Annotated in this window: 20 protein-coding genes; 11 read left to right on the forward strand and 9 right to left on the reverse strand. The window is 55.5% G+C overall.

The genetic code is table 11. The features are described from left to right. Positions 1 to 38: 38 nt before the first annotated feature. The 11 genes from murJ (at position 39) to LOS15_RS00205 (ending at position 12656) form a co-directional block, all read left to right on the forward strand. Positions 39 to 1616, forward strand: a complete 1578-nt coding sequence (gene murJ, locus LOS15_RS00155) for a murein biosynthesis integral membrane protein MurJ (RefSeq protein ID WP_263067310.1) — start codon at positions 39 to 41, stop codon at positions 1614 to 1616. 146 nt (positions 1617 to 1762) lie between these two features. Beyond that, complete coding sequence (gene ribF / locus LOS15_RS00160; protein WP_263067312.1) at positions 1763 to 2815, forward strand: bifunctional riboflavin kinase/FAD synthetase; 1053 nt, start codon at positions 1763 to 1765, stop codon at positions 2813 to 2815. 7 nt (positions 2816 to 2822) lie between these two features. Next, a complete protein-coding gene (ileS, locus tag LOS15_RS00165; protein ID WP_263067314.1) occupies positions 2823 to 5654 on the forward strand; it encodes an isoleucine--tRNA ligase in 2832 nt (943 codons plus the stop codon). Then, positions 5647 to 6183 (forward strand): signal peptidase II, encoded by a 537-nt coding sequence (gene lspA, locus LOS15_RS00170; RefSeq protein WP_263067316.1) that lies wholly within the window; start codon positions 5647 to 5649, stop codon positions 6181 to 6183. Before ileS ends, lspA begins: the two co-directional genes overlap by 8 nt. Before the next feature lie 39 nt (positions 6184 to 6222). Beyond that, positions 6223 to 6666, forward strand: a complete 444-nt coding sequence (gene fkpB, locus LOS15_RS00175; RefSeq protein WP_263067318.1) for an FKBP-type peptidyl-prolyl cis-trans isomerase — start codon at positions 6223 to 6225, stop codon at positions 6664 to 6666. 67 nt (positions 6667 to 6733) lie between these two features. Beyond that, the gene (gene ispH, locus LOS15_RS00180) at positions 6734 to 7714 is read left to right on the forward strand and encodes a 4-hydroxy-3-methylbut-2-enyl diphosphate reductase (RefSeq protein WP_263067320.1); all 981 of its coding nucleotides are present in this window, start codon (positions 6734 to 6736) and stop codon (positions 7712 to 7714) included. Positions 7715 to 7778: 64 nt separating this feature from the next. Next, a complete protein-coding gene (locus tag LOS15_RS00185; protein ID WP_263067321.1) occupies positions 7779 to 8186 on the forward strand; it encodes a type IV pilin protein in 408 nt (135 codons plus the stop codon). Beyond that, positions 8186 to 8617, forward strand: a complete 432-nt coding sequence (locus LOS15_RS16955) for a prepilin-type N-terminal cleavage/methylation domain-containing protein (protein ID WP_317629619.1) — start codon at positions 8186 to 8188, stop codon at positions 8615 to 8617. Before LOS15_RS00185 ends, LOS15_RS16955 begins: the two co-directional genes overlap by 1 nt. Beyond that, the gene (locus tag LOS15_RS00195; RefSeq protein ID WP_263067323.1) at positions 8614 to 9111 is read left to right on the forward strand and encodes a PilW family protein; all 498 of its coding nucleotides are present in this window, start codon (positions 8614 to 8616) and stop codon (positions 9109 to 9111) included. Before LOS15_RS16955 ends, LOS15_RS00195 begins: the two co-directional genes overlap by 4 nt. 1 nt (position 9112) lies before the next feature. Beyond that, positions 9113 to 11569, forward strand: coding sequence for a pilus assembly PilX N-terminal domain-containing protein (locus LOS15_RS00200; RefSeq protein WP_263067325.1), 2457 nt, complete (start codon positions 9113 to 9115; stop codon positions 11567 to 11569). A gap of 64 nt (positions 11570 to 11633) precedes the next feature. Beyond that, entirely contained in the window at positions 11634 to 12656 is a 1023-nt protein-coding gene (locus LOS15_RS00205; RefSeq protein ID WP_263067327.1) for a tryptophan--tRNA ligase, read from the forward strand. Between the two features lie 125 nt (positions 12657 to 12781). Here LOS15_RS00205 and LOS15_RS00210 read toward each other — a convergent pair whose 3' ends face one another. From LOS15_RS00210 to xdhA, 9 genes are all read right to left on the reverse strand, one after another. Then, the gene (locus LOS15_RS00210) at positions 12782 to 13192 is read right to left on the reverse strand and encodes a DUF1090 domain-containing protein (protein ID WP_263067329.1); all 411 of its coding nucleotides are present in this window, start codon (positions 13190 to 13192) and stop codon (positions 12782 to 12784) included. Positions 13193 to 13253: 61 nt separating this feature from the next. Next, positions 13254 to 14144 (reverse strand): bile acid:sodium symporter family protein, encoded by an 891-nt coding sequence (locus LOS15_RS00215; RefSeq protein WP_263067331.1) that lies wholly within the window; start codon positions 14142 to 14144, stop codon positions 13254 to 13256. A 53-nt stretch (positions 14145 to 14197) separates the two neighbouring features. Continuing rightward, complete coding sequence (locus tag LOS15_RS00220) at positions 14198 to 14623, reverse strand: hypothetical protein (RefSeq protein ID WP_263067332.1); 426 nt, start codon at positions 14621 to 14623, stop codon at positions 14198 to 14200. Between the two features lie 145 nt (positions 14624 to 14768). Then, positions 14769 to 17357, reverse strand: a complete 2589-nt coding sequence (locus tag LOS15_RS00225) for an EAL domain-containing protein (RefSeq protein WP_263067334.1) — start codon at positions 17355 to 17357, stop codon at positions 14769 to 14771. A 303-nt stretch (positions 17358 to 17660) separates the two neighbouring features. Further along, positions 17661 to 19040 carry an NCS2 family permease gene (locus LOS15_RS00230; RefSeq protein WP_263067336.1) on the reverse strand — a complete coding sequence of 460 codons (1380 nt, stop codon included), beginning with the start codon at positions 19038 to 19040 and terminating at the stop codon, positions 17661 to 17663. 96 nt (positions 19041 to 19136) lie between these two features. Beyond that, a complete protein-coding gene (gene guaD / locus LOS15_RS00235; RefSeq protein WP_263067338.1) occupies positions 19137 to 20453 on the reverse strand; it encodes a guanine deaminase in 1317 nt (438 codons plus the stop codon). A gap of 24 nt (positions 20454 to 20477) precedes the next feature. Then, positions 20478 to 21341, reverse strand: a complete 864-nt coding sequence (xdhC, locus tag LOS15_RS00240) for a xanthine dehydrogenase accessory protein XdhC (RefSeq protein ID WP_263067339.1) — start codon at positions 21339 to 21341, stop codon at positions 20478 to 20480. Continuing rightward, a complete protein-coding gene (xdhB, locus tag LOS15_RS00245; protein ID WP_263067341.1) occupies positions 21341 to 23884 on the reverse strand; it encodes a xanthine dehydrogenase molybdopterin binding subunit in 2544 nt (847 codons plus the stop codon). Before xdhB ends, xdhC begins: the two co-directional genes overlap by 1 nt. Then, positions 23868 to 25349 carry a xanthine dehydrogenase small subunit gene (gene xdhA / locus LOS15_RS00250; protein WP_263067342.1) on the reverse strand — a complete coding sequence of 494 codons (1482 nt, stop codon included), beginning with the start codon at positions 25347 to 25349 and terminating at the stop codon, positions 23868 to 23870. The genes xdhB and xdhA overlap by 17 nt, the downstream gene beginning before the upstream one ends. Between the last annotated feature and the right edge of the window lie 94 nt (positions 25350 to 25443).

The following is a 25443-nucleotide window of genomic DNA, read 5'->3' on the forward strand; positions in this document are numbered from 1 at the left end:
TTTAGTCGCTATGTTTTTTAGTCACGATGGATTGAGTGATGACCGTCAACACGCCACCACAAGCAAATATGTCGCCTGCGCGCCGTGGGCTGATGCGCTCTGGGTTAGTGGTCAGTGCCATGACCATGCTTTCGCGCGTCATGGGGCTGGTGCGCGATGTCGTGGTTGCCACGTTTCTGGGTGCGGGCAACGGTGCTGATGCGTTTTTTGTGGCATTTAAGATCCCCAATTTTTTACGGCGCTTGTTTGCCGAAGGGGCGTTTAACCAAGCGTTTATCCCTGTCCTTTCGGAATACTCTACCCAGCGCAGTAAGCAGGAAATTCGTGAGTTGTTAAATGCGGTAGCGGGCAGTTTAACGGCGATGCTAGCGCTCATCACCGCCTTGGCGATGCTGGGGGCGCCTTGGCTGGTATGGGTGTTTGCCCCTGGCTTTGGACGCGACCCTGAAAAGCTGGCGATGACCGCTGATATGTTGCGGCTCACCTTTCCCTATTTGCTGTTGATTTCGTTAACTGCCTTTTCTGGCAGCGTGCTGAACACGTGGAACCGTTTTGCGGTGCCCGCCTTCACCCCCGTGCTGCTGAATATTTCGCTGATCGGCGCGGCGCTGCTGCTAATGCCGTTAATGGAAGAGCCCGCCATGGCACTGGCCTGGGGGGTATTAATTGCCGGTGCTGCCCAGTTAGCGTTTCAAGTGCCGTTTTTGCTGCGCCTGGGGCTGCTGCCGACGCCCTGGCCTAACTTTGCCCACGAGGGCGTTAAGCGTATTCTTAAGCTCATGGCGCCCGCGCTGTTCGGCGTGTCGGTATCGCAAATTAACCTGTTGTTGGATACCGTACTGGCGTCGCTGTTAGTAGCGGGCAGTGTGTCTTGGCTCTACTACTCAGATAGGTTGGTTGAGCTACCGCTTGGGGTGTTTGGCGTTGCGATTGGCACGATTATTCTACCCGCGCTTTCCAAGCGCCATGCGGAGAAGTCGACCGAGCACTTCTCTGCGATGCTTGATTGGGCGATTCGGGTGGTGCTGCTGCTTGGCGTGCCTGCGGCGCTGGCGCTGGCAATTTTAGCGGAGCCGTTTTTGATTACCCTGTTTCATTACGGTGCAATGACGGATCACGATATCCAAATGGCGGCCATGAGCCTGCGCGCTTACGCGTTTGGCCTGCTGGCATTTATGCTCATCAAGGTATTAGCACCGGGTTTCTTTGCTCGTCAGGATACCAAAACTCCAGTGAAAGTCGGCATTATCGCTATGGTGGCTAACATGGTGTTTAACCTGATACTGGTGTGGCCATTAGCCCATGCAGGCCTAGCCCTTGCCACCGCGCTGTCGGCGTTTTTAAATGCCGGGCTGTTGGGTTACCTGCTTTACCGCCAGAAGGTATTGATCTTTCAGCCCGGATGGGGGCGTTACGCCGTTCAATTGGGCGGTGGCAGCGCGCTGATGAGTATCGCACTTTATCTAATCGCACCTGATTGGCAGGCTTGGCTGGCGTTTGAGCTGTGGCAGCGCATCCGCTGGGTGGCAGGGTTAGTGGTGTTGGGTGGCGGGCTCTACTTTGCCTGGCTAACGGCGTTTGGCCTGCGGCTGCGTCACTTTAAAATGAATAGCTAATCGGCAGCCTGCAGCAATAGGGTGAAAAAGAGCGCCATGCAAAGAGAGCCATGCCATGTTGAAGGTCATCTTCTCCTGCACCTGGTCAGAGCGTTCGTTATAATCAAACGCTTTTAAACGGCAAACGCTTTTAAAAAAGAGGTGCCATGCACGTCATTCGAGGTCTGCACAATCTGACAGAGGCTCATCGTGGCTGCGTTGCTACCATCGGTAATTTTGATGGTGTGCACCGCGGCCATCAGGCGATCCTGGAGCAGTGCCGTGAGCATTCGGCGCGCTTAAATGTGCCGTTGACCGTGGTGGTGTTTGAGCCTCAGCCGCGGGAGTTTTTTGCCGGTGACCAAGCACCTCCGCGCTTAACCCGCCTGCGCGAAAAAGTGCGCCTGCTGCGTGACCATGGTGCTGAGCAGGTACTCTGTCTGCCGTTTAATGACGCCCTGCGCAGCCTGACGGGACGCGAGTTTATCGATCAGGTGCTGATCGACGGTTTGGGTGTGAAGCACTTGGTGGTAGGCGATGATTTTCGCTTTGGCTGCGACCGCCGAGGCGACTTTAACTTGCTGGAAACCGTCGGCCAGGTGGAAGGGTTTGGCGTAGAGCACACGCGGACGTTTAAAGTCGATGACGAGCGAGTCTCCAGCACCCGTGTACGTACCTTGTTAGCAAGCGGTAACTTTGAAGTGGCGGCTCGTTTGCTAGGTAGGCCCTACTCGCTTCATGGACGCGTGGTGCGTGACCAGCAGCTAGGGCGTACTATTGGGGTGCCTACTGCTAATTTGCCGCTGTTGCCCCAGCCATTAACGCTGCGTGGTGTGTTTGCCGTTGTGGCCGAGCTGGCAAGCGGCGAGCGTTATCCAGCGGTGGCTAACGTCGGATTCCGGCCCACGGTGGGTTCTGAAAGGCCCACGCTGGAAGTTCATCTATTGGAATTTTCAGGCGACCTTTATGGTCAGCGGCTGACGGTTTACCCCTGCGCGCGGCTGCGTGGGGAAGTGAAGTTTGACGATTTTAATGCGCTAAAAACGCAAATTGAACACGATCAAGCCAGAGCGCGCCGCTACTTTGCGGCAGCGGCGACTGGCTGTATGAATACTCTTCCGCTGGCCTCGGCCCCGCTTGGGCGTGAGTCGATGTCTTCAAATACGATTTCTTCTGATTCTTCTTCGGCGGATGACGCCGCCGATACTAACGACGGCTGACCGGACTATGGATTATAAGCATACGCTAAACTTGCCAGAAACCGACTTTCCCATGCGCGGCATGCTGCCGAAACAGGAGCCAGGGCGCGTTTCAAAATGGCAGGATATGAACCTGTACCAGCGCCTGCGCGACACCCGTGCGGGTGCGCCGCTGTTTGTTCTGCACGATGGTCCTCCCTATGCCAACGGCAGTATCCATATTGGTCACGCCGTTAATAAAATCCTTAAAGATATTATTGTTAAATCCAAAAACCTAGCCGGTTTCGACGCACCTTACGTGCCCGGCTGGGACTGCCACGGCCTGCCCATTGAGCACAAAGTTGAAACCACCCACGGTAAGCACTTAGCCGCTGATAAAGCCCGCGAGCTTTGCCGTGAGTACGCCGGTGCGCAGATCGAAACGCAGCTAGCCGATTTTGTACGCCTTGGCATTATCGGTGACTGGGATCATCCGTACCGCTCAATGGACTACACCAACGAGGCGGGAGAGATCCGCGCGCTGGCCGATATGGTCGATGCGGGCTATGTGTTCAAAGGCTTAAAGCCGGTTAACTGGTGCTTTGACTGTGGCTCGGCGCTGGCAGAGGCGGAAGTTGAGTACGCCGATAAGAAATCTGATGCGATTGATGTGGCCTTCCCGGTAGAAGATGGCGACAAATTAGCGGCGGCTTTTGGCCTTAGCGAATTGCCCAAGCCAGCGGCGGTCGTGATCTGGACCACCACGCCCTGGACCATTCCCGCCAACCAAGCGCTGAACGTTCACCCAGAGTTTACCTACGCACTGGTGGATACTGGCGAACGCCTGCTGTTGCTAGCCGAAGAGCTGGTAGAAAGCTGTTTAGAGCGCTTTGGTTTACAAGGCAACGTGGTCGCAACTACTCAGGGCAAACAGCTTGATCTGATCAACTTCCGCCACCCGTTTTATGAGCGCCTTTCGCCGGTGTATCTTGCGGATTACGTTGAGTCTGAAGTCGGCAGCACGGGCATCGTTCACTCAGCGCCTTCTTACGGTATGGATGACTTTATCACCTGCCGTGAGCATGACATGAGCTTTGACGACATGCTCAACCCGGTGCAAGGCAACGGTGTCTACGCCGATGATCTGCCGTTCTTCGGCGGCCAGATGATCTGGAAAGCTAACCCGCATATCGTTGAAAAACTGCGCGAAGTGGGTGCGCTGATGGCGCATACACCCATCAAGCACAGCTACATGCACTGCTGGCGCCACAAATCACCGGTTATTTACCGTGCTACCGCCCAGTGGTTTGTGGGCATGGATATCAAAGGTAAAGACGGCAAAACCTTGCGCGAGCGGGCATTGGAAAGCATTGAAGCCACCGAGTTTACGCCTGCCTGGGGTCAGGCGCGACTGCACAGCATGATTGCCAACCGCCCGGACTGGTGTATCTCTCGCCAGCGTAACTGGGGCGTGCCGATTCCGTTCTTCCTGCATAAGCAAACCGGCGAGCTGCATCCTAAGACGGTTGAGCTAATGGAAGAAGCGGCTAAGCGCGTAGAGCAAGAGGGTATTGAGGCGTGGTTTAAGCTCGACCCTGCCGAGCTATTAGGTGCCGAAGCGGCGGAGTATGAAAAAGTCACCGATACCTTGGATGTCTGGTTTGACTCCGGTACCACGCACCGCCACGTGCTGCGTGGCTCGCATCCTCATGGTCATGAAAGCGGCTCGCGTGCTGACCTGTATCTGGAGGGGTCTGATCAGCACCGTGGCTGGTTCCATTCGTCGCTACTGACCGGCGCAGCGATTGACGGCCATGCGCCGTACCGTCAGCTGCTCACGCATGGCTTCACCGTCGATGCCCAGGGCCGCAAAATGTCCAAGTCCATCGGTAACGTGGTTGCACCGCAAACCGTGATGGACAAGCTGGGCGCCGATATTTTACGTCTGTGGGTGGCGTCGACGGATTACTCTGGCGAAATGGCCGTTTCGGATGAAATCTTGAAGCGCACCGCCGATGTGTATCGACGCATCCGTAACACCGCACGCTTCTTGCTTTCCAACCTGAACGGTTTTGATCCCAAGCGGGATCAGGTGGCGTTTGGCGATATGCTGGCACTGGATCAGTGGGTGGTCGACCGCGCAGCGCAGCTGCAAGCACGCATTGAAACCGCCTATGAAGAGTACCGTTTCCTGGATGTGTACCAGCAAGTGCATGGTTTCTGCGCACGCGAGCTGGGCGGTTTCTACCTGGATGTAATCAAGGACCGCCAGTACACGACTCAAACGGACTCGCTCGCTCGCCGCAGCGCGCAAACCGCGCTGTATCATGTGGTAGAAGCGCTGAGCCGCTGGGTGGCGCCGATTCTGTCGTTCACCGCCGAGGAGATTTATGAGCATATCCCCGGTGAGCGTGGCGACAGCGTCTTGCTAGAAACTTATTACACGGGGCTGGGCACTCTGGAAGACGGGGCCGACATGGGCCGTGCTTTCTGGGAGCAGGTGCTGGAAGTGAAGCACTCGGTGAACAAGTGCCTGGAAGATGCCCGTAATGCCAAAGTGATCAAAGGCAGCTTAGCGGCGGAAGTGACGCTTTACGTCAGCGACGAGCTGAATGCTACGCTCACCAAGTTGGGCGATGAACTGCGCTTCGTGATGCTCACCAGTGAAGTACACCTAGCGCCGCTAGCGAGTGCCGCTAACGCAGAGAGCACCGAACTTGACGGTTTGAAAGTAGCGGTGAGTGGAAGCGAGCATCAAAAGTGCGAGCGCTGCTGGCACCACCGAGCGGATGTGGGCGCTCATGCTGAGCATCCAGATCTATGTGGTCGCTGTATCAGCAACCTGCCCGAGGGCAGCGGCGAGATTCGTTACTATGCCTAAGGGTGCGTCCACCATCGATAACCCAAGCCAGCCGCCGCCCATGCGGCGGCCGCTACGCTGGCTATGGCTGGCAGTGGCGGTCGTCGTGTTGGACTTACTGACCAAATACATGGCGAGTCACTTTTTAAATTACGCCCAGCCCGTTGAGGTGCTGCCGTTTTTTAACCTTACGTTGCTGCATAATACCGGGGCCGCGTTTAGCTTTTTAGCGGATCACCCCGGCTGGCAGCGCTGGTTTTTTGCGTTAGTTGCCATTGGTGCCAGCATTGGCTTAACCGTTTGGCTCTCCCGCGTGAAGGCAGATGAAAAGCTGCTGGCCGTAGCACTGCCGCTGATTATTGGCGGTGCGTTGGGCAACCTGTACGACCGCTTAGTGCATGGCTACGTAGTGGACTTTTTATCGTTCCACGCTGCTGGCTGGTACTATCCCGCCTTTAATGTGGCGGATATCGGCATTACCTTGGGAGCGGTAGGATTAATATGGGAGTCGATAATGGGTGATCGACGCCGTAAGAAAGCCGCGCTATAGCAGCATGACTAAAAGCCATAGAGTGACGAGTGAGGAACCATGGACTACCTAATTGATGATGGTATGGAAATTACCCTGCACTTCACGCTGAAGCTGGAAGACGGCACGGTTGTCGATTCCACCAAAGAGAAAGCCCCCGCCACCTTCCAGTATGGCGATGGCAACTTGCCGCCCGGTTTTGAGCATCCTATTAAAGGCATGGCCGCTGGCCAGAGCGGGGCGTTTCAGATTACCCCGGAGCACTCTTTTGGGCAGCATAATCCGCAGAATATCCAAACGCTGAAGCGCGCTGATTTTGGTGATGAAGAGCCGGAGATTGGCATGGTGATGTCATTTGCCGATAAAGCAGGAACGGAATTGCCTGGCGTGGTCAAAACCATAGACGGCGACCGTGTGGAAGTGGACTTTAATCACCCGCTCGCAGGACGTACGTTAACGTTTGAAGTGGACGTGCTGAACGTAACGCCCGTCACCAAGCACTAATTGTCAGAACAAGTTGTAGAAAGAATATTCACTTAACCGGCGATGCAGGTTGCATCAAGGCGCTTTTATGCAGTCAACAGAGTCCTCTCAGCCCATACAGATTAAGCTGGCAAACCCGCGCGGGTTTTGCGCTGGCGTGGATCGTGCGATCGACATCGTCAACCGCGCGCTCGACGTCTTTGGCCCGCCCATTTACGTGCGCCACGAGGTGGTGCATAACCGCTTTGTGGTTGAAACCTTACGCGAGCGGGGCGCTGTGTTTGTTGAAGAGCTGCATGAAGTGCCCGATGACGTGATTGTGATTTTCTCGGCCCACGGTGTTTCTCGTGCAGTGCAACAAGAAGCTGAGCAGCGCGGTCTTAAAGTCTTCGATGCGACCTGCCCGCTGGTTACCAAAGTACATTTGGAGGTTCTGCGCTACGCGAAGCGCGGTCAAGAGTGCATTCTGATCGGGCACGAAGGTCATCCGGAAGTTGAAGGCACGATGGGGCGTTACGACACGTCTCACGGTGGCCAGATTTACCTTGTAGAAGATGAGCGGGACGTTGCCAACTTGGTGGTGAACGATCCCTCATCACTGGCGTTTGTCACGCAAACTACGCTCTCGATGGACGACACTGCCAAAGTGATTGATGCGCTGCGTGCAACCTTCCCAGAGATACAAGGGCCGCGTAAAGACGACATTTGTTATGCCACTCAAAATCGGCAGGATGCGGTGCGCGAACTGGCAGCGGACAGTGACCTAGTGCTCGTCGTGGGAAGCCCCAATAGCTCCAACTCCAATCGTCTGCGTGAGCTTTCCGAGCGGATGGGCACGCCTGCTTATTTAGTAGATAACGCCGAGCAAATTGAAGCAGCTTGGCTTGAAGGCGTAAGCCGGATTGGCGTTACCGCCGGTGCCAGCGCCCCGGAAGTGCTGGTGAAAGGTGTAATTGAAAAGCTTCAAACGCTTGGCGCAGAAGCGCCGATTGAACTGCAAGGGCGTGAAGAGAATATTACGTTCTCGATGCCGAAGGAGCTGCGAGAACAAGTGATTGTAAGCGGGTGATGCAAACGGTATCAGTTTACGACATACTCAAAGTATGAGTTAACTGATACGGGAGCATCGCTTAGTGTCTTACGTTTTTGATTACCGTGAAGGTCATGTCAGTAGGCGCCAGCGCGGCTTTACTCTCATCGAATTATTGATTGCGGTGGTCATCGTTGGGATCATCGCAAGCATCGCCTATCCCAGTTATACCCGCTATGTTGAGCGCTCTGTTCGCTCTGATGGCCAGACGGCACTCTTGCAGGCGGCTTCAGAGATGGAGCGTTGTTATTCCCGTGATTACACCTACGAAGAGTGCGATTTGGAGATGACGGTCTCTCCGGGCGGCCATTACAGCATCTCATCCGACACCTCCAATGGAGGCTACGTATTAACCGCTGCGACCTCGCGTTCCGATGGTTGCAGTGAAGATGAAGATCAAAACCTCACCTTGAATTCAAAAGGTGAGCGCTCTCCAGAGGTTTGCTGGTAATGAAGCACCAGCAAGGGTTCTCACTGATTGAAGTGCTGATAGCGCTGGTAGTACTTGCCTTTGGTCTAATGGGGGTGGCAGCCATGCAAATGAAAGCACTGCAAAGCGCGACCGAAGGGTATCAACGCTCTATTGCTGTCGTTGCCGCTGTCGACGCACAAGAGAGGGTTTGGGGATTATTAGAGGGTAATGGCAACTGCGAAGACATAGATGCATCAGCTGTTAGCGCCCTTGAAGGCGATTGGATAAAACACTGGTCAGAAGATACAAGCGTTAATCCGTTACGAGGCGCAAACTGGGGCAACAGTGGTGTAAGTACGTCTGAGGGTTGTGAGTTTACGATTGTGATTGCCCTGAATAGCGTATCTAGTAATAGTGAGGAAGAGTACCGCTACCGTTTTAACCTTCCTAATACGGTAGATGCGCCATGAAAGCAGTTAAGCATCAACTTGGCGCTGGCTTAGTTGAATTAATGGTGGCGATGGCGATCGGCACTGCGATTGCGTTGGGAGCTGGTCAGCTCTTTTTGTCTACATTTTCTACCTTTAACTCGGTGGACGAGCTAAGCCGAAAGCAAGAATTAGCGGTGTTTTTAACGCAAATATTAGCAGAGGGTTTGCGAAAAGAAGGTGATACTGACCGCTATGAGCTTTCCTGCGGTATTCAGAAAGCCATGTGTCTATGCACTATCAGGGACACTGCTGAAGGAAACCAGCCTGTTATAGATTTTTATAAAGACTATGAAGATGACCACCCAATCAGCAACGCTGAGTGTAGCGAAGACCAAGAGCCGTTGGCGAGTCCAGTGGTAGGTAAAGACCACCAATATTTCGTCAGTGTCCCTATTATGAAGAGTGGCGAGTCGCTAATGTTTTATGTCACTAATCGAGATGTCGTTACAACCACCCACATTGAGAGCGAGTGAGATGAAAAAGCAGCAAAATGGCGCAGCACTCTTTGTTGTCATGGCCTTGTTATCGGCCTCCATGGTGGTGGGTATGAGCGCTATGCAGTCATCCCTTGTAGATGAGCGGTTAGCAGGTAATTTTCGCTCCTCTGTTGAAGCGCAGATGACCGCTGAAAACACCTTGTCAGCATTAGTAAATCCTAATAATAACTCAAATCGCAACGACTTTTTAGGTCAATTAGTAGCAGATCCAGAGCTACTTAAAGAGACGGATGGAAAACTGACGGGTGAGGCGATTGCCCAATTGCTTCAATCGGGTACGTTGGATCAATTTATTGCGGATCTATTGCCCGCCAATTTTGACGAGCTAGATGAGGATGAGCAGCGACAAATAAAAGAAGAGCTGCTGGCTAACCTGGAGCTTCAATTTGAAGTTGATACGGAGGTGCAGACGGTAACAATCACCTCCTGGGATCGCGGGTTGCGCAATAGTGCCGTGCGTGATTCGGCTTTGGTTTATCGTTACGAATTTGAAGGTGCCAACCTTAGTGGCATTTTAAGCAATGGTATTATCACTTGTTACGGCGCGTCTTTTGAAGGAGGGGGAGGCGTTGCTGTTGATAGCTTTGATTCACAGTTAGGTGCTTATGGCCTCATGGGGAACAGTGGTGGGAAAGCCTCACTGGTATCTCTTCACGAAAATAGCCTGCTGAAATTTAATATGGGGTCTGCTCCAGGTGTTACGGGAGACATATTTACAGCAGGGAGTATGGAAGTCACCAATACTATGCCTATAGATGGTGATGTATATAGTGTGGGTGAAGTCACTCTAAAAGGTAATAATGCGTTAATCACAGGCAATATATACTCTGAAAGTAGTGTGTTCTTTCAGGTTGGTACCAGGGTAGACGGCAATATTCTGGTCAATACTTCTGTGCAAGTGTTAGGGAACTGGGGGGATGTTAATCCTTTGCAACCAAATGGCGTCTATAGAGGACCCACTACCTATGCCATTGGTGGTGATGTGACCTCGCCAGAAATTTATACGGAAATAGGTAACAGAATTGAGGGTGATCAGAGTCGCAGCTTTCCTGGAATCGTCTTTGAAGACTATTTAAGTGAAGGGTTAGCGGTGGTGTCGGAGGGGCAAGCCTGTCCTGATTATAGTGTGGAGGAGGTTTATAATGAATATAGCTTTAAAAGCAATCCTAGAAATGTAAGCGTTCTAAACTGGAATGGCCCGGAAGATTCAAAGGTGCTAGGAGAGTCCCAGTTTATAGGCGGATATGAAGTTTTCCATGTTAATAGTTTGACCATAGGCGGGGAGGGCTTGGTTATAGGCAAGCCCACGGTGATTGTTGCAGATTCCAATGTGTCACTAGTTCTATGGGGAGACTCTGCTATTACCCTGCGTGAAGGTGCTTCGCTACGTATTATTTCCAAGGGTAAGTTTGATTTCAACGGGTCAAATGTTTTTGAGATGAATGGTTTTAATCCTGTTGTTGAAGTTGAAGGGGAATTGGTTCCTGCATTTTCTTTTATCTCGTTATATGAGGGTGGAGGTAGCGCAGTTGCAATGAATTCTGATGGAGATATGTATGGTGAAGTACTTGCCCCGTTTGGCAATGTCTCAATCAGCGGCTCAGCTAGTTTGATGGGGCGCGTTTTCTCGGAAAGCTTGAGCGTAAGTGGTGCCGGTTCAATACACTATGATCGTGCTTATGAAGATGTTGCCATTACATCTTCGGCTGCTAGCCCCGAGTGGTGCAGTTTTAATGATTTATCCCCTTTGACGATTGCAAGCCCTGTTGGTCAGATAAGGCTTCCTAGCTCTCAAGCAGAATTTAATGGCAAAGGCAGTGTTCCTGATATTACAGTGACCCAAGACGACCTTGATAAGTTCTCCGGCGCTAATGCTGCCAATAATAACATTCAGGGAGGCATTCCTGATGGTTTGTTCAATCGTGGTGAAAGCGCTGAAAAATTTCATACCTTCATCGAAATGCTCCGAACCCGAAATGAAACTGTCCACGTGCAAGGGAGGAGTGTCAAAAACAATACGTCTTTTGGAAGCGAGGGGAATGAACAGATTACGTTTGTGACTGGCACTATCGATGCAAACAATATATCCGGTGCTGGCATTTTAGTTGTTAAAGGTGATTATGCAGCAGGAGGAAATCCCGATTTTAATGGGTTGATTATCGTATTAGGCGATTATTCACAGAAAGGGGGCGGCGGCAGAGATTTAAATGGTGCCTTATTAGTGGCACCTTATGATGAAAGTCTTTTAGAGTTCACTGCTGCCGACATTGAGTTTAGGGGTGGGGGTAGTAATAATTTTAATTATGATGAGGCAGCTTTGCGCACTGCTTTTAGTTTGCTTGATTCTGAAGAACAAGCCAGCTGGGGGAATTGTACTGTTCCACCGTCGTCTGGTGATGGTGAGCTGACTTGGTCGTTAATAGACTGGCGCTGAAGCTGTTCGCCACTCGTCTAGCAACACGTTATGATAGGCCTATTTACCTAAGAGCTAGAACATCATGAGTCAGACAGCCAAAACCCGCGTTCTTACTGGGATTACTACAACCGGAACGCCGCATCTTGGCAATTATGTTGGGGCCATTAAGCCTGCCATTGAGGCCAGCCAAGACCCCAACGTGCAGTCGTTCTACTTTCTGGCGGATTACCACGCGCTGATCAAGTGCCAAGACCCTAAGCGTGTGCAGGAGTCTCGCCTGGAGATCGCCGCAACGTGGCTGGCGCTGGGTCTGGATACCGATAACGCTATTTTCTATCGCCAGTCGGATATCTTAGAAATCCCCGAACTGATGTGGATGCTCTCTTGCGTGTGTGCCAAGGGCCTGATGAACCGTGCCCACGCTTACAAAGCCGCGGTGGCGGAGAATGAGGAAGCTGGTAATCAAGACCCAGACAAAGGCGTTACCATGGGGCTATTTGGATACCCCGTGCTAATGGCGGCTGATATCCTTATGTTTAACGCTAATAAAGTACCGGTCGGGCGTGACCAAATTCAGCATATTGAAATGGCGCGTGATATTGGCAACCGCTTTAATCACCTGTTTAAAGGCCAGTATTTTGTACAGCCAGACGCCGTCGTGGATGAAAAAGGCGAAGTATTAAAAGGGCTGGATGGACGCAAAATGTCCAAAAGCTACAACAATACGATTCCACTGTTCTCTGCTGAGAAAAAGCTGCAAAAGCTGGTGCGCAAAATTAAAACCAATTCGTTAGAGCCGGGTGAGCCCAAAGACCCGGACACCTGCACGCTGTTCCAGATATTCTCGGCGTTCGCCAGCGATGAAGAAACAGCCGCCATGCGTGCGCAGTATGCCGAAGGGATTGGTTGGGGCGACGCTAAAAATCACGTCTTTGATTATTTGAATGACCACCTAAGCGCCCCCCGTGAGCGCTACAATGCGTTAATGGAAGACCCTGGGCATATTGAAGCCGTGCTTCAAAAAGGCGCTGAGCGTGCCCGAGAGGAAGCGGCCGTGACCATGGATCGTTTACGCTCCGCGGTGGGGTTAGGTCGGTTTATTTAATTTCCAATAACTTTAGCCTAACACCAGAAGGCCCTCCCATGTGGGAGGGCCTTCTGCGTATAAAAGACCGCTTCGCCTTCAATGGGCTAGGGGGTAGCATCCGACCGTCCTTTAGGGTGTAAGCACTATTCGTTCAGACGACGCTGCAACGCGTTCAGCTCTTCGGTGTGCTCCTCAAGTTCGCGGGTGGCTTCTTCTAACTTTTCGCGGCTTTCCTGAATATCATCTTCATCACCGTCGTGTAAGGCTTCGTTCAATTCATCACTGCGCCCCCTTACTTCTTCATGGCTTTCACGTACTTCCTCCTCTGCTTCTGCAAGGACGCGTTCATTGGTACAGTTTTCGCTAATGGCGTGTAGCGCTCGCTGTAGCCCCTCGGCGCGGTGTTGATTGCCATGTGCCTGCGCGTGCTCGAGTTGATGGCGTAACGCTGCGGTTTTGTCTTCGCATAATAGGTCGGCAGCGTAGGCGAGTTGTAACGGTAATACACCCAATGCCGCGACGAAGGTAACGCAACTTAACCACTGTGTTTTCATGGTTTACTCCTCATGTAATGTCCCTAATTAGCAGTGCCTTATGCGTAATGGAGAAACGCTTTCATAAGTAGTGTGGCGATACTGTCCGTTGGCGGTCTCGCCATAGGCAGGCAAACATCCACAAAAATACCGGTACGTTCATTAATAGCCCATAAAGCAGAGGCACCAAGCCGATGCCGGGCTGCTGCAGGAGTGCAAAAGCGACCATCATGGCGACTCCCGCGTTTTGCACGCCAACCTCAACGGTAATGGCGCGGGCACTGGCATGGGGTAGCCGTAAGCGCCTTGCTGTTTGATGGCCTAAGGTCATGCTTAATATGCAGAGTAGCAGCACCGACAGCGTTTCTACGCTGCGTAGTGATGGCAGTCGCTGGGCATGGCTTACAAACAACGCAATGACCACGCCAATCATCGCTACACCAGTTAATACCTTTATTTTGGGCAGCAGCCAGTCCAGCAGCGTTTCCTTCAGTACGCATCGCAGCAGCATACCGGCGAGCACGGGCACCAGGGTCACCAACAGCAGCTTGCCGACGGTTGGCCAGTAGGGCAGGCTTAACCCAGCAGTGCTTAAACCGAGCAATTCTAGGTTCCAGCCCATAATTAGCGGTAGCGTAAAGGGGGCTAACACCGCTGCAATGGCGGTTAAGCTAACGGACAGCGCTAAATCCCCCTGGACGAGATAGCTAAACATGTTCGAAGTTGCCCCTCCCGGAACCAGCGAAACCAGCAGCAACCCCGCAGCGGCTAGTGGCGAAAGCGGCAGCAAGGCCACGATACCCCAGGCCAGCAACGGCAAGGCCAGTATCTGTAGGCTGGTGCCCAGTAGTAAACGGCCCGGGTTGCGGAAGGTGTGTATAAAGTCACGTTTTGTTAGGTTCAGGCCCATGGTCATCATCACACCAGCCAATACCCAGGGAAGCAGTACGTGGGATAACCACTCCGACAACATAGCAATTCCTCAAAATAGGATAGGCGAAAAGCTTATACCCTCTTAACACACGATTACCAAGGCACGGTACGGCGCCCGGTTTGAAACGCCACTACCTTTTGATAAATATCTTTCGCGCGTTCAATAGCGTCTTGTTCCATTTCATCCGTGGTGATGGCGCGGTTGCCACTGCTGCCGTTACTTTTAAGTAGCGTCTGAACATCGGCGCGGTAGCGCTCCAACAGATGTTCTAGATTGGTGAGGGTGGCCTGCAGTTCCAGCGTGAATGCTCGACGCTGCTCTAAACGGGTATGTAAATCGTTAGGGTGCTTAGCCGTATTAATCAACGCGTCTAGCGTATTGTTGACTAGTTTTTGCGCGCGATGTAGCCGGGGGATAATAATGTACACGACGTCATACAGGTGAACGGGTGAAGCATAATTATTCATAAGATGCAGGTGCTTATAAGCATTGAGTGAAATAGCAGGTAAGGTTGGCATTCTACCTGCCCGCAGCCGTTACGCTAGCGCAACCAGGCAAAAACTAAACGAAAAGAACGCCAAAAGAGCGCGGCGCGGCGCAGCACGCCCCTGGATATTACGTCTGCATGTTGGTTGGCGTGACGCGCGCGAGCGGTATAAGCGTTTAAGAGAAGTGTAGGGGAGCGCTCATCAGCAGATTCGGTAGCTGCTGCAATTCCTGTAGCGGCATTGGGCGTGCAAATAAGTACCCTTGCAGCAGGTCGCACTGCCTGTTGGCTAAATCGTGCTGCTGTTCTGGCGTTTCAATGCCTTCGGCCACCACGACCATATCCATGTGATGTGCCATTGTGATGACACCTTGTACAATCGCCGCCATCCGCCGGTTTGTTTGAGCTTCTTGTATAAATCTACGATCTAGTTTTACTTTGTGGGTGGGCAGGTCGCACAAGTAGCTTAGGCTTGAGAAGCCTGTGCCAAAGTCATCTAACGCGATACGTACGCCCATTGCGGTCAGCGTCTCCATCAGCGCGATGATTGGGCCAGTACCGTCCAGCAACACGCTTTCTGTGACCTCAAGTTCAAGCTGTTCTGCGGATAATCCGGAAGCCTGTAGCGCGTGTTTCACGTCATCTAGAAAGCCATCCCGACAAAACTGTAGTGAAGAAATGTTAACGGCAACGGATAGTTTATGCTCGCTCTGGGCGTTGAGCGCTGCCATATCTCGGCAGGCTTGCAGGAGTACCCAACGGCCTAGTGGAATAATTTGTCCGGTTTGTTCTGCGAGGGGGATAAACTCACCGGGGGATACCAACCCCAATGTGGGATGCTGCCAACGAATAAGGGCTTCAACGCTGCGTATGCAACCGCTCACGGCATCGACAATGGGCTGGTAGTGCAGCACGAAGTTCTGCGCACTTAGCGCGGTATGCAGCTCGTGGCGCATGGCAACATTATACTTAACACGTTCGACTTTGCGGCCACGGTACCACTGCCAGGTGTTTCGCCCCTGCCGTTTGGCTTGCTCTAAGGCTAAATCAGCGTGCTGTAGCAGGCTGTAAGGCTCTTGAATGGAAGGCGTATGGCAGGCGATACCAATGCTGACGCTTATGTGCACCAGTTGACCCTCAATAGCAACGGGTTCTGCCAGGGTGGTTAAAATACGCTCAGCTAAGCTAACAATCGCAGAGGTGTGCCCCTGTTTAACTGCTAATAGAATGGCAAACTCGTCTCCTACCAAGCGGGCAAGCATATTAGGAGGGGTAATCATCTCTTCAAGACGGCGAGCAACGGTTACTAACACTTGATTAGCGACGAGGTGTCCTAGGCCATCGTTAATGGCTTTAAAGCCATCTAAATTAAGATGCATAACGGCCAAGGTGCCGTGTCGCCTTTGCTGGTGTTGCTCAAACACGTTGCACAGCTGTTCGGTAAACGCTGAGTAGTTGGGGAGATGGGTGAGCAAGTCATGAGTGGCGTGGTAGGCAAGCTGCGCTTCTTGCTCTTTTTCGTGCGTAATATCTTGATGGATGCCGATAAAGTGAGTGCATTGACCCTCCGGATCAACAACAGGGCTAACTACAAGGTGATTCCAGAAAGGCTGGCCATTTTTACGGTAATGGCGCAACGTAATACTGATATCGCGCTGCGCTCGCATCGCGCTTTTAATCGCATCCGATGCTTCTGGTGCCGTATCCGGTCCTTGTAAAAAACGGCTATTGCGACCGATAACCTCGGCAGGGGAATAGCCTGTAATACGGTAAAAAGCCGGGTTAGCAAAGACAATCGGCATACCGTTTTGCTTTGCGTCTACCATGATGATGCCGCTGGGGCTGGCTTCCATACCTCTTTTAAGTAGCCGTAGCTCATCAGTCTGCTTATTACGGTCAGTAACATCTCGGCATACGCCGTAAACACCCACAATGACATCATCAATCATCACCGGGAAATTCGTGGTTTCCAGCGAGTAGTGGTGCCCCTTAGCGTGTTTTCCCAGAGTTTCATAAGTGATGGCTTCGCCACGGCAGGCAGTGTTAAACGCCTGCTGCGTAAGTTCACGAAAATTAGGCACAATGAATTGGCTAAAGTGCAAACCAATAAGTTCGGATGTCTTATAGCCCGTAATGCGTTCCAGTGCGGTGTTACAGCGCTGAAAATGACCGTCGAGATTAAATTCGTACACGCCGTCTGGATGGTTAACAAACAGTGAACGGTGCCACTCTGATTGCATGCGGTGCTGCTGTTTATCGCGATGGCGCAGGAGCACAAGGGCCGCGAGACTGGCGCTACGCTCAAGATGGTGCTGCTCTTGTTGCGAGGGCACAGCGGGATGCCGGTAGTAAGTGGCGAAGGTGCCGAGCAGCTCCCCTTGCGTAGAGAGTATCGGCACCGACCAGCAGGCGCGTAAGCCCTCGGCGAGGGCTGCCTCCCTAAAGGCTGCCCAGCGAGGCTCCAAACGAATATCCTCAGTTACCACGCGCTGTTTTTCAAACGCGGCTCTTCCGCACGTGCCCACCGCAGGGCCAATCATAAGCGTTTGCATGAGTGCGGTGTAGGCAGGTGAAAAATGGCGATTAGCAACTAAGCTCAAGGTGTTAGTTGCTGGATCAAAACGCATGATCGAAACCAGCGCTTGGGGAAGCATGCGCTCTGCCCATTCAGCCACCGCTGCCAATGTTTGGGTAAGCGGTGCACCCGCTGCGGCAAGATCGTGGATTTCCTGCTGTGCTTCGAGTAAGGGATATTCGTAGTACATAAAATGCCCCTGGTATTTAAAGCCTAATAATTCTCATTGTTTTAGAGGTTGGCTGCAGAAACCACGATTAACATCATGTAATTAAGCTCAAAGGATGGCAAACAAAAAATACAATAACTTCTAATTTAGTTACTTTAGTCTAAAGCGTACTCATATGCTCTAGTGCTGATGAGGCATTAGCTTCCCATAAAAAAACGCCCTATGCAGTCCATAGGGCGTTCTATTAAGCAGCAGGTATTTATCTATTTCACGGCTTAAACATTAAGCAGTGCGTTAAGGCTCTGAACATCTCACGAAACAAGGCTAGTGTGTGGTGATCAGCATCACTACGCTGAGCGCCGCGGAGACCCACATGGCCGGTTTGATCTCTTTAATGTTACCGGTGAAGAACTTGATCAGCACGAAGCTGAGAAAGCCGAAGGCGATACCCAGGGTGATCGAGTAGGTCAGTGGCATCAGGATGATGGCCAGAAAAGCCGGAAAGGCCTGGTCGAATTTCGCCCACTCGATTTTGCTAATCGGTGCCAGCATGAACAGCCCCACCAGCACTAGCGCAGGCGCCGTGGCGATACCCGGCACCAGGGAAAGCAGCGGTGAGAGGAAGAGGAAAGGCAAGAATAGCAGGGCGATGACCACGGCCACCAGGCCAGTTCGACCGCCCTGGGCGACGCCAGCGCCGGATTCGATAAAGGTCTGGGCCGCACTGGTGCCCAACGGCGCCGCGATCATTGAGGCGAAGGCGTCGACGGTCATGGAGCGTTTCAGGTTGCGCGGGTTGCCATCCTTGTCCTTGAGGTCGGCCGACTCAGAAAGCGCCATGAAGCAGGATAGGGCATCGAAGAAGTTGGTAAACAGCATCACAAAGATGAACGGCAGGTAGGCAACCTTCAGCGCCCCCCAAATATCCACCTGCATCACCGCGCTGAAGTCAGGCCAAGCCGCCAAGCCGCTCCACTCCACAACTACGTCACCGCCCCACAGCCGGCCCATGGGCGATGCCAGCAGAGTGGTCAGGGCGATACCCAAGATCAACGCACCGTTGAAGCGCAGGATAACCAGAATCGCTGTCGTCATCATGCCGATGAAGAAGGTGACCATGCTGGCATCCATAGAGCCTAGCGTCACCAGCGTCGCGTCGCTACCGACAATGAAACCCGCATTCTTGAAGCCGATGAAGGTGATAAACAGGCCAATGCCGCAGGTGATAGCGTAGCGCAGCGAAGGGGGAATGGCTTCAATGATCGCCTTGCGGACGTTGAACATGGCCAGTACGGCGAATAGCACCCCGGACCAGAACACGCAGCCCAGCGCCACTTCCCAGGAGAGCCCCGCGCCCTGTACCAGGGTATAGGTGAACAGGGCGTTCATGCCCATGCCAGGGGCGACCAAAATCGGGTTGCGGGCATAAAGCCCCATGGCCAGGCTGCTCATAAAACTGATTAACACCGTGGCCGAGAGCGCGGCGGAGAAGGGGATGCCCGCATCGCTGAGAATCGCCGGGTTGACCACAATGATGTACATGGACGCCAGAAACGTCGCGATCCCGGCGAGGATTTCAGTGCGCATCGATGAGCCGCGCCGGGTCACGCCAAAATAGTGGTCCAGCCAGTTGGCAGGCCGAGCGGCCTGCTCATCAGGCCGTGCAGTGCTGTTATCGGCAAGGGAGGAGGAGTTCGGTTCCATATAGGTGATCCTATTGTTGTTGGAGCTCGTGGTTAAACATTGTTATTGGAAATCGTTATTGGAAATCGTTGTTGCTCGCTGGAGTGATCAGATCCGTCAGTCCCGCGTGTGTTGGCGCCTTCCCCCCGCCCAGGTTTCCAGCACGCTGCGGTCATCGCCCAGCATCATCAGCGCGAACAGACGCTCGCTAAGGGTGCGACAGCGTGCCTGACGTCTTGACAGCAGCGGTGTGGCATCAGGATCGAGTACCACGAAGTCGGCTTCCATGCCGGGGGCTAGGCGGCCAATGTTGCTATCCAGTGACAGGGCGCGCGCATTGCCCAGTGTCAGGCCGTAGAAGCCTTGCCAGGCGGTTAGGGGCTGTCCGCGCAATTGGCCGACCTGGTAAGCGGCTTTGAGCGTCGCTAGCCCAGAAAGGTCGGTACCGCCGCCGACGTCGCTGGCATAGGTCACGTTGAGCCCGACATCGTGTGCGGCGTGGCGGTCGAAAAGGCCGCTACCAAGGAACAGATTAGAGCTGGGGCAGAAGGCGATGTTGGCGCCACGTTCCGCCAGTCGGCGGCGCATTCCCTGGTCAAGATGGATGCCATGGGCAAAGGTGCTGCGTGGCCCTACTAGGCCTGACTGCTCGTAGACCTCAAGATAGTCGTGGCTCTCGGGGAACAGCTCGGCCACCCAGTCCAGCTCGCCGGTGTTTTCGGACAGGTGCGTTTGCAGCCATAGGCTCGGGTCAGTGCGCAACAGCCCGCCCGTCGCGTCGAGCTGCTCCCGGGTTGAAGTGGGAGCAAATCGGGGCGTCAGGCTGTAGCCGAGACGAGCCGTGCCGTGCCAGTCGCTAATTAGCCGCTCGGCGTCGCGAATGCCACCCTCGGTGTCGTCGCACAGCGCTTCGGGGGCGTGACGATTCATATGCACCTTGCCCGCCAGCATGCGCAGGTCGCGCTTGCGGCTGGCGGTGAAGAAGGCGTCCACCGAACTGGGGTGGCTGGAGCAGAACACCTGGGCCGTGGTGGTACCCACCCGCAGCATCTCATCAAGAAAAGCATCAGAGAGCGCCAAGGCATGCTCGTACTGAGCGAAACGACACTCTTCAGGAAAGGTGTAGTCGTTGAGCCAATCCAGCAGCTGGCGCCCGTAGGAGGCCATGATCTCGAGCTGGACGTAGTGCACGTGGCTGTCGATGAAGCCGGGCATCAGTAACTTGCCACGGTGGTCGATCACCTCGATTCCCGGGGGCAGGGTCGGCTCGAGTCGCGCATAGTCATCGGTGGCGCGGATGCGGCCATTCTCGATCCACAGGGCAGCGTCTTCGATATGGCGAACGCTGCCCTCGGCGGGGGTATCGCCCTCGCCGGGGTCAGCATCAAAGCTCAGCACTTCAGCGCGTATCACGCGCGAGTCGTTGGTCGTCATGATAGGGGCTCTTTTTTCGAATGTTTATGAAGGATGCTGGTCGATTAGGGTACGTAGTTCGCCTGGGTCGAGGCCGCGTTGGTCGGCCCGCTCATGGGCGCCCATCAGGGGCAGTAGCTCGGCCAGGGCGGCCAGTGCAATGGCATAGGGCGTCTTGTCGCCGCCGGTGCCGCCGCTGGCCATGCCAATAGGGCAGCGCACCCTGGTTAGCGCCGCTTCATCATGCCCGGCATCGCTCAGCCGCGAGCGGAAGCTGGCCCATTTGCTCTTTGAGCCGATCAGGCCAATTGAGGCTATATCGTTACGGCTTAGCAGGGCATCCACCAGCTCGCGGTCCTCGGCGTGGTCGTGGGTCAGCACCAGCGCGTGGCTGTTCGCAGGCAGCGCCGCGACGGCGGCACGTAGGTCAGTCGCGTGGTGACAGGTTAGACGCGGCTGCGCCTCAGCCCAGGCGGGAAAAATAGCGTCGCGGCTGTCGTGCCACAACACCTGCCAGGGCAGCGGGGCGGCCAGGCGAACCAGCTCGGTACCGACATGACCGGCGCCGAAGAGGGCCAGGGTCGCCGCACTGCCGGGGAAGACCTCCAACAGCACGTTGACGAAGCCGCCGCAACACTGCCCGCTGCGCCCGCCTAGGGAGAAGGCTTCAAGGCTCATGCCGATTTTAGCGCTCGCCAGCCGATCCCGTGCCGCGTCGATCACCTGAAACTCAAAGGTGCCGCCGCCCAGGGTGTCATGGACGGCGTCCGCTGTGATCACCATGCGAGCGCCGGGCTCACGGGGGGTGGAACCGGCGGTGGTCACCACGGTGGCTAGCGCATGGGGTAGGCCGTCCCGCTGCAGGCGGTGCAGGGCCTCATGCCAGCTTTCGGGGCGCTGGGTGTTCATCACTCGTCACCTTTTTCCAGCGGCCGTTTGTTGTGCAGGGCGTCGTGCTGGGAACCGTATTGGGCGCGTAGAGACTCAGCCGCCATCAGCACGCGCTCGGGCGTGGCCGGGGTATCGAGTCGCGGTGCTTCGGCGTAGTCGGCAAGGCTCGCTAGGGCATCACGTAAGGCTGACCACACCGCCATGCCAAGCATGAAGGGAGGTTCGCCCACGGCCTTGGAGCGATAGATGCTGGCCATGGAGTTGGGGTGTCCCTCCAGCAGCTTGACGTTGAACACCGGGGGTAGATCGCCGTAGGTGGGGATTTTGTAGGTGGCCGGGCCGTCGGAGATTAGTCGGCCGGCCTCGTTCCACTTCAGCTCTTCGCTGGTGAGCCAGCCCATGCCCTGAATGAAGCCGCCCTCCACCTGACCAATATCGATAGCTGGGTTCAGCGAGTTGCCCACGTCTTGCAGGATATCGACCCGGTCAACCTGGTATTCGCCGCTAAGGGTATCCACGCTGACTTCTGCCACGGCAGCGCCGAAGGCGTAGTAGTAAAAAGGGCGGCCCTGGCCGACGTTACGGTCGTAGTGGATCAACGGCGTAGCGTAGAAGCCTTTCTCCGAGAGCGAGATGCGATTCAGATAGGCTGCCTGGATCAATTCGCCCCAGGGAATGCGGCGTTCGCTCTCGCCGTGGCCGGCGATCAGGTGTCCGGCTTCCAGGCGCATGTCTTCGCGATCAAGCCCCTGATCCTGATAGAGGTGCTCATGGGCGAAATCGAACAGCCGCTGCTTGAGCTTCAAGCAGGCATCGCGTGCTGCTTGGCCATTGAGGTCGGTGCCACTAGAGGCGGCGGTGGGCGAGGTGTTGGGCACTTTGTCGGTGCGCGTGGCGGTGATGCGGACTTGCTCGGTATCGAGTCCCAGCTCACGGGCGGCCACCTGACAGATCTTGGTGTGCAGGCCCTGGCCCATTTCGGTGCCGCCGTGGTTAATCATCACGCTGCCGTCGGTATAGACGTGCAGCAGCGCGCCGGCCTGATTGAGGTGCTTAGCGGTGAAGGAAATACCGAATTTCACCGGCGTTAGCGCTAGGCCACGCTTGATGATGGGGCTCCCGGCGTTGAATTCGCTGATCGCACGGCGCCGTTCCCAGTAGTCGCTGCTGGTCTCAAGCTGTTCGACCAGATCATGGAGCAGACCTATCTGATCCACCTGCTGGCCATAGTGGGTCATGTCACGGCGGGTTCCTTGGGGAGCAGCGCGGTAGAAGTTGCGCTTGCGTACCGTCAGCGGGTCCTCGCCGATGCGCCGGGCGATGTCATCCATGGCCGCCTCTATCACCATCATGCCCTGGGGGCCGCCGAAGCCGCGAAAAGCGGTGTTCGATGCGGTATGGGTGCGGGCACGGTGGCCGGTCACGCGGGCATCGCCCAAGGAGTAGGCGTTGTCGCTGTGGAACATGGCGCGGTCGACGATGGCGTCTGAGAGATCCGGCGAATAGCCGCAGTCGCCAATCAAGGTGATCTCGCCGCCCTGAATCACGCCCTGTTCGTCAACGCCCAGCCGGTAGCGGTTATGGAAGGGGTGGCGCTTGCCGGTGGCACGCATATCGTCGCCACGCGGCAGACGCACCCGGGTGGCGCGACCGGTACGCCGGGCGAAAAGCGCGGCGATGCAGGCCCAGGGCGAAGCCTGGGTCTCCTTGCCGCCGAAGCCGCCGCCCATGCGGCGCACTTCCACGGTCACCGCATGAAACGGAATGCCCAGCACCTCGGCTACCAGCTTTTGGGTTTCGCTGGGGTGCTGATTGGAGGTGAAGACCACCACGCCCTCATCCTCGGTGGGCTGCACCAAGCAGGCCTGGCCTTCCAGGTAGAAATGTTCCTGGCCGCCGACGAACTGCTCGTCTTCCACCACCAGGGCGGCGTTCTTCAGGGCTTGCTCCCAGTCACCGCGCTGCTGAACATGGCTAGGGCGCACGAATTCTTCCCGTTCGGCGGCGGCGACCGGGTCGAGACAAGCCGTCTGCTCGTCGATCTCCACGACGGCCGCCTGGACGGCTTCTCTGGCAGCGCGATGACTCTCGGCCGCCACGGCGAACAACACCTGGCCGACGTAGCTGATCTCTTCTTCTACAAAGATGGGGTCGCCAGGGAAGACTGGGCCGATATCGGTATGGCCGGGCACATCGCCCACGGCGATCACATCCACCACGCCGGGCATGGCACGCACCTTGTCCAGGTCGAGGCGGGTCAGGCGGCCATGGACGACGGGAGAGAGGCCTAGGGCCACGTGCAGCGTGTTGGCCGGGGCGCTCAAATCATCGATGTAGGCGGCTCGGCCGGTGACATGCTTGACCGCGCTTTCATGGGCCTGGGAGTGCGGGTGAGTATTGGTATAAGGAAGCGTGTCACGTGCCAGGGGGCCAGAACCTTTGATGCGCCCATCGAGTTCGTGACGGGCCGTCGTCGACTCGGCGCTTACATCGGCGACGGCTTGTTTGTTGGATGCTGGCGCGGCATCGGGCGCCTTAGAGAGCTTAGTGAGCGTACGCATGGAGCATCACCTTCCGGGGGCTGTTGGTGGCGTCCTGGGCCTGGTTTTCATTAATCAGCACCAGACGCAGGCGTTCGAGCAGGTTGGCGGCGGAAACCTGACGATAGTGGGCGCTGCCGCGCACATCCGACATCGGCTGGAAATCCTGGGACAGCGCCAGCCGTGCTGCCTGGAAGGCTGCCGATGAGGGCGCTTTGCCCTCAAGCGCTGCTTCGGCCTGGGCCGCACGCTTGGGAATGCCGGCCATGCCGCCAAAGGCCAGGCGCACGTCGCGCAGGATTCCATCCTCCAGGCGCCAGGCGAAAGCCCCGAGCACGGCGGAAATATCGTCTTCACGCCGTTTGGAAAGCTTCCACACTTTGAGCGTTTCTCCTTCGACGGGATGAGGGAGGAACACCGCGCGGATCGCTTCACCCTGCTGAAGGGCGGTACGTTTGTAGTCGAGGAAGAAATCGCTTAGCGGTAGTTCGCGCTCACCCGTAGGGCCAACCAGGCGCAGACGCGAACCCAAGGCCAGCAGTACTGGTGGGGTATCGCCGATGGGCGAGGCATTGGCCACGTTGCCGCCCAGGGTGCCCCGGTTGCGGATCTGGGAAGAACCCAACCGATGCAGCAGGTGGGCAAAGGCATCAAAGTGCTCTTGGAGCAGCGGTTCGATCCGGCTATACGTCACCGCCGCGCCAATCCACCAGCCGCGTCGGCCATCGTCGAGGGTGGTCTCTTCGATGACGTTCAGCTCGGCGACGCGCGTGAGATCGATAAGCCGCTCGAAGCGGGTCAGGCGCTGGGTGCTTTCCAGCCACAGGTCGGTGGCCCCGGCAACCAGCCGCGCTTCGGGGTGGCGCTCCAGGCACTCGACCAATTCGGCGAGCGTAGTGGGCTGGGCAAAGAGGCTTTCAACTGCGGCTGGTGCGGCTTTCGGCTCAGGGGCGGCCGCGTCCATCCAAAGCGGGCGATGTTCGGGATGCTCGTTCATGCTCAGCGCGGCGTCGCGGATCGGGCGGTAGCCGGTACAGCGGCATAGATTGCCCCCTAGAGCGGCCTCAAGGCGCTGTGGCGTCAGCGGCGCCAGGGACTTGCCTGGTTCCCTCCGCTGCTGCTCGTGAAGGGTGAACAGCGACATGACGATGCCCGGCGTGCAGAAGCCGCACTGGCTTCCATGGCATTCGACCATAGCGGCCTGGGCGGGGTGTAACTGGTTGCCATCGGCGAGGCCATCTACGGTCACCAGATGGCGTCCATTCAATTGATAGGCCGGGGTGATGCAGGCATTGGCGCTGTGATAGCGCAGCTCGCCGTCAGACCCTGTTTCGCCAATGGCGACGGTGCAGGCGCCGCAGTCACCGGAGGCACACCCCTCCTTAGTCCCCGTAGCGCCTAGGGTTTCGCGTAGCAGTTCAAGCACGCTGGTTTCGGGGGGCGCCTCGCAATGGCGGGGCTGCCCGTTGAGCAGGAAGTCGATCATCGCCGTGTCTCTTGTTGAACTTGTTAAAGGGGAGTGGTTGTCGTGATTGACCGATTGGTCAAGATTTTTTCAGCATGTGCCAGGATGTCGCACT

Origin of the sequence: Halomonas sp. 7T, assembly GCF_025643255.1 — a bacterium.
GTDB lineage: Bacteria > Pseudomonadota > Gammaproteobacteria > Pseudomonadales > Halomonadaceae > Vreelandella.

Bases quoted from the DNA above. Each gene is read 5' to 3' on its own strand.
- murJ (WP_263067310.1), top strand. From the start codon at position 39: ATGACCGTCAACACGCCACCACAAGCAAATATGTCGCCTGCGCGCCGT.
- ribF (WP_263067312.1), top strand. From the start codon at position 1,763: ATGCACGTCATTCGAGGTCTGCACAATCTGACAGAGGCTCATCGTGGC.
- ileS (WP_263067314.1), top strand. From the start codon at position 2,823: ATGGATTATAAGCATACGCTAAACTTGCCAGAAACCGACTTTCCCATG.
- lspA (WP_263067316.1), top strand. From the start codon at position 5,647: ATGCCTAAGGGTGCGTCCACCATCGATAACCCAAGCCAGCCGCCGCCC.
- fkpB (WP_263067318.1), top strand. From the start codon at position 6,223: ATGGACTACCTAATTGATGATGGTATGGAAATTACCCTGCACTTCACG.
- ispH (WP_263067320.1), top strand. From the start codon at position 6,734: ATGCAGTCAACAGAGTCCTCTCAGCCCATACAGATTAAGCTGGCAAAC.
- LOS15_RS16955 (WP_317629619.1), top strand. From the start codon at position 8,186: ATGAAGCACCAGCAAGGGTTCTCACTGATTGAAGTGCTGATAGCGCTG.
- LOS15_RS00195 (WP_263067323.1), top strand. From the start codon at position 8,614: ATGAAAGCAGTTAAGCATCAACTTGGCGCTGGCTTAGTTGAATTAATG.
- LOS15_RS00200 (WP_263067325.1), top strand. From the start codon at position 9,113: ATGAAAAAGCAGCAAAATGGCGCAGCACTCTTTGTTGTCATGGCCTTG.
- LOS15_RS00205 (WP_263067327.1), top strand. From the start codon at position 11,634: ATGAGTCAGACAGCCAAAACCCGCGTTCTTACTGGGATTACTACAACC.
- LOS15_RS00210 (WP_263067329.1), bottom strand. From the start codon at position 13,192: ATGAAAACACAGTGGTTAAGTTGCGTTACCTTCGTCGCGGCATTGGGT.
- LOS15_RS00215 (WP_263067331.1), bottom strand. From the start codon at position 14,144: ATGTTGTCGGAGTGGTTATCCCACGTACTGCTTCCCTGGGTATTGGCT.
- LOS15_RS00220 (WP_263067332.1), bottom strand. From the start codon at position 14,623: ATGCCAACCTTACCTGCTATTTCACTCAATGCTTATAAGCACCTGCAT.
- LOS15_RS00225 (WP_263067334.1), bottom strand. From the start codon at position 17,357: ATGTACTACGAATATCCCTTACTCGAAGCACAGCAGGAAATCCACGAT.
- LOS15_RS00230 (WP_263067336.1), bottom strand. From the start codon at position 19,040: ATGGAACCGAACTCCTCCTCCCTTGCCGATAACAGCACTGCACGGCCT.
- guaD (WP_263067338.1), bottom strand. From the start codon at position 20,453: ATGACGACCAACGACTCGCGCGTGATACGCGCTGAAGTGCTGAGCTTT.
- xdhC (WP_263067339.1), bottom strand. From the start codon at position 21,341: ATGAACACCCAGCGCCCCGAAAGCTGGCATGAGGCCCTGCACCGCCTG.
- xdhB (WP_263067341.1), bottom strand. From the start codon at position 23,884: ATGCGTACGCTCACTAAGCTCTCTAAGGCGCCCGATGCCGCGCCAGCA.
- xdhA (WP_263067342.1), bottom strand. From the start codon at position 25,349: ATGATCGACTTCCTGCTCAACGGGCAGCCCCGCCATTGCGAGGCGCCC.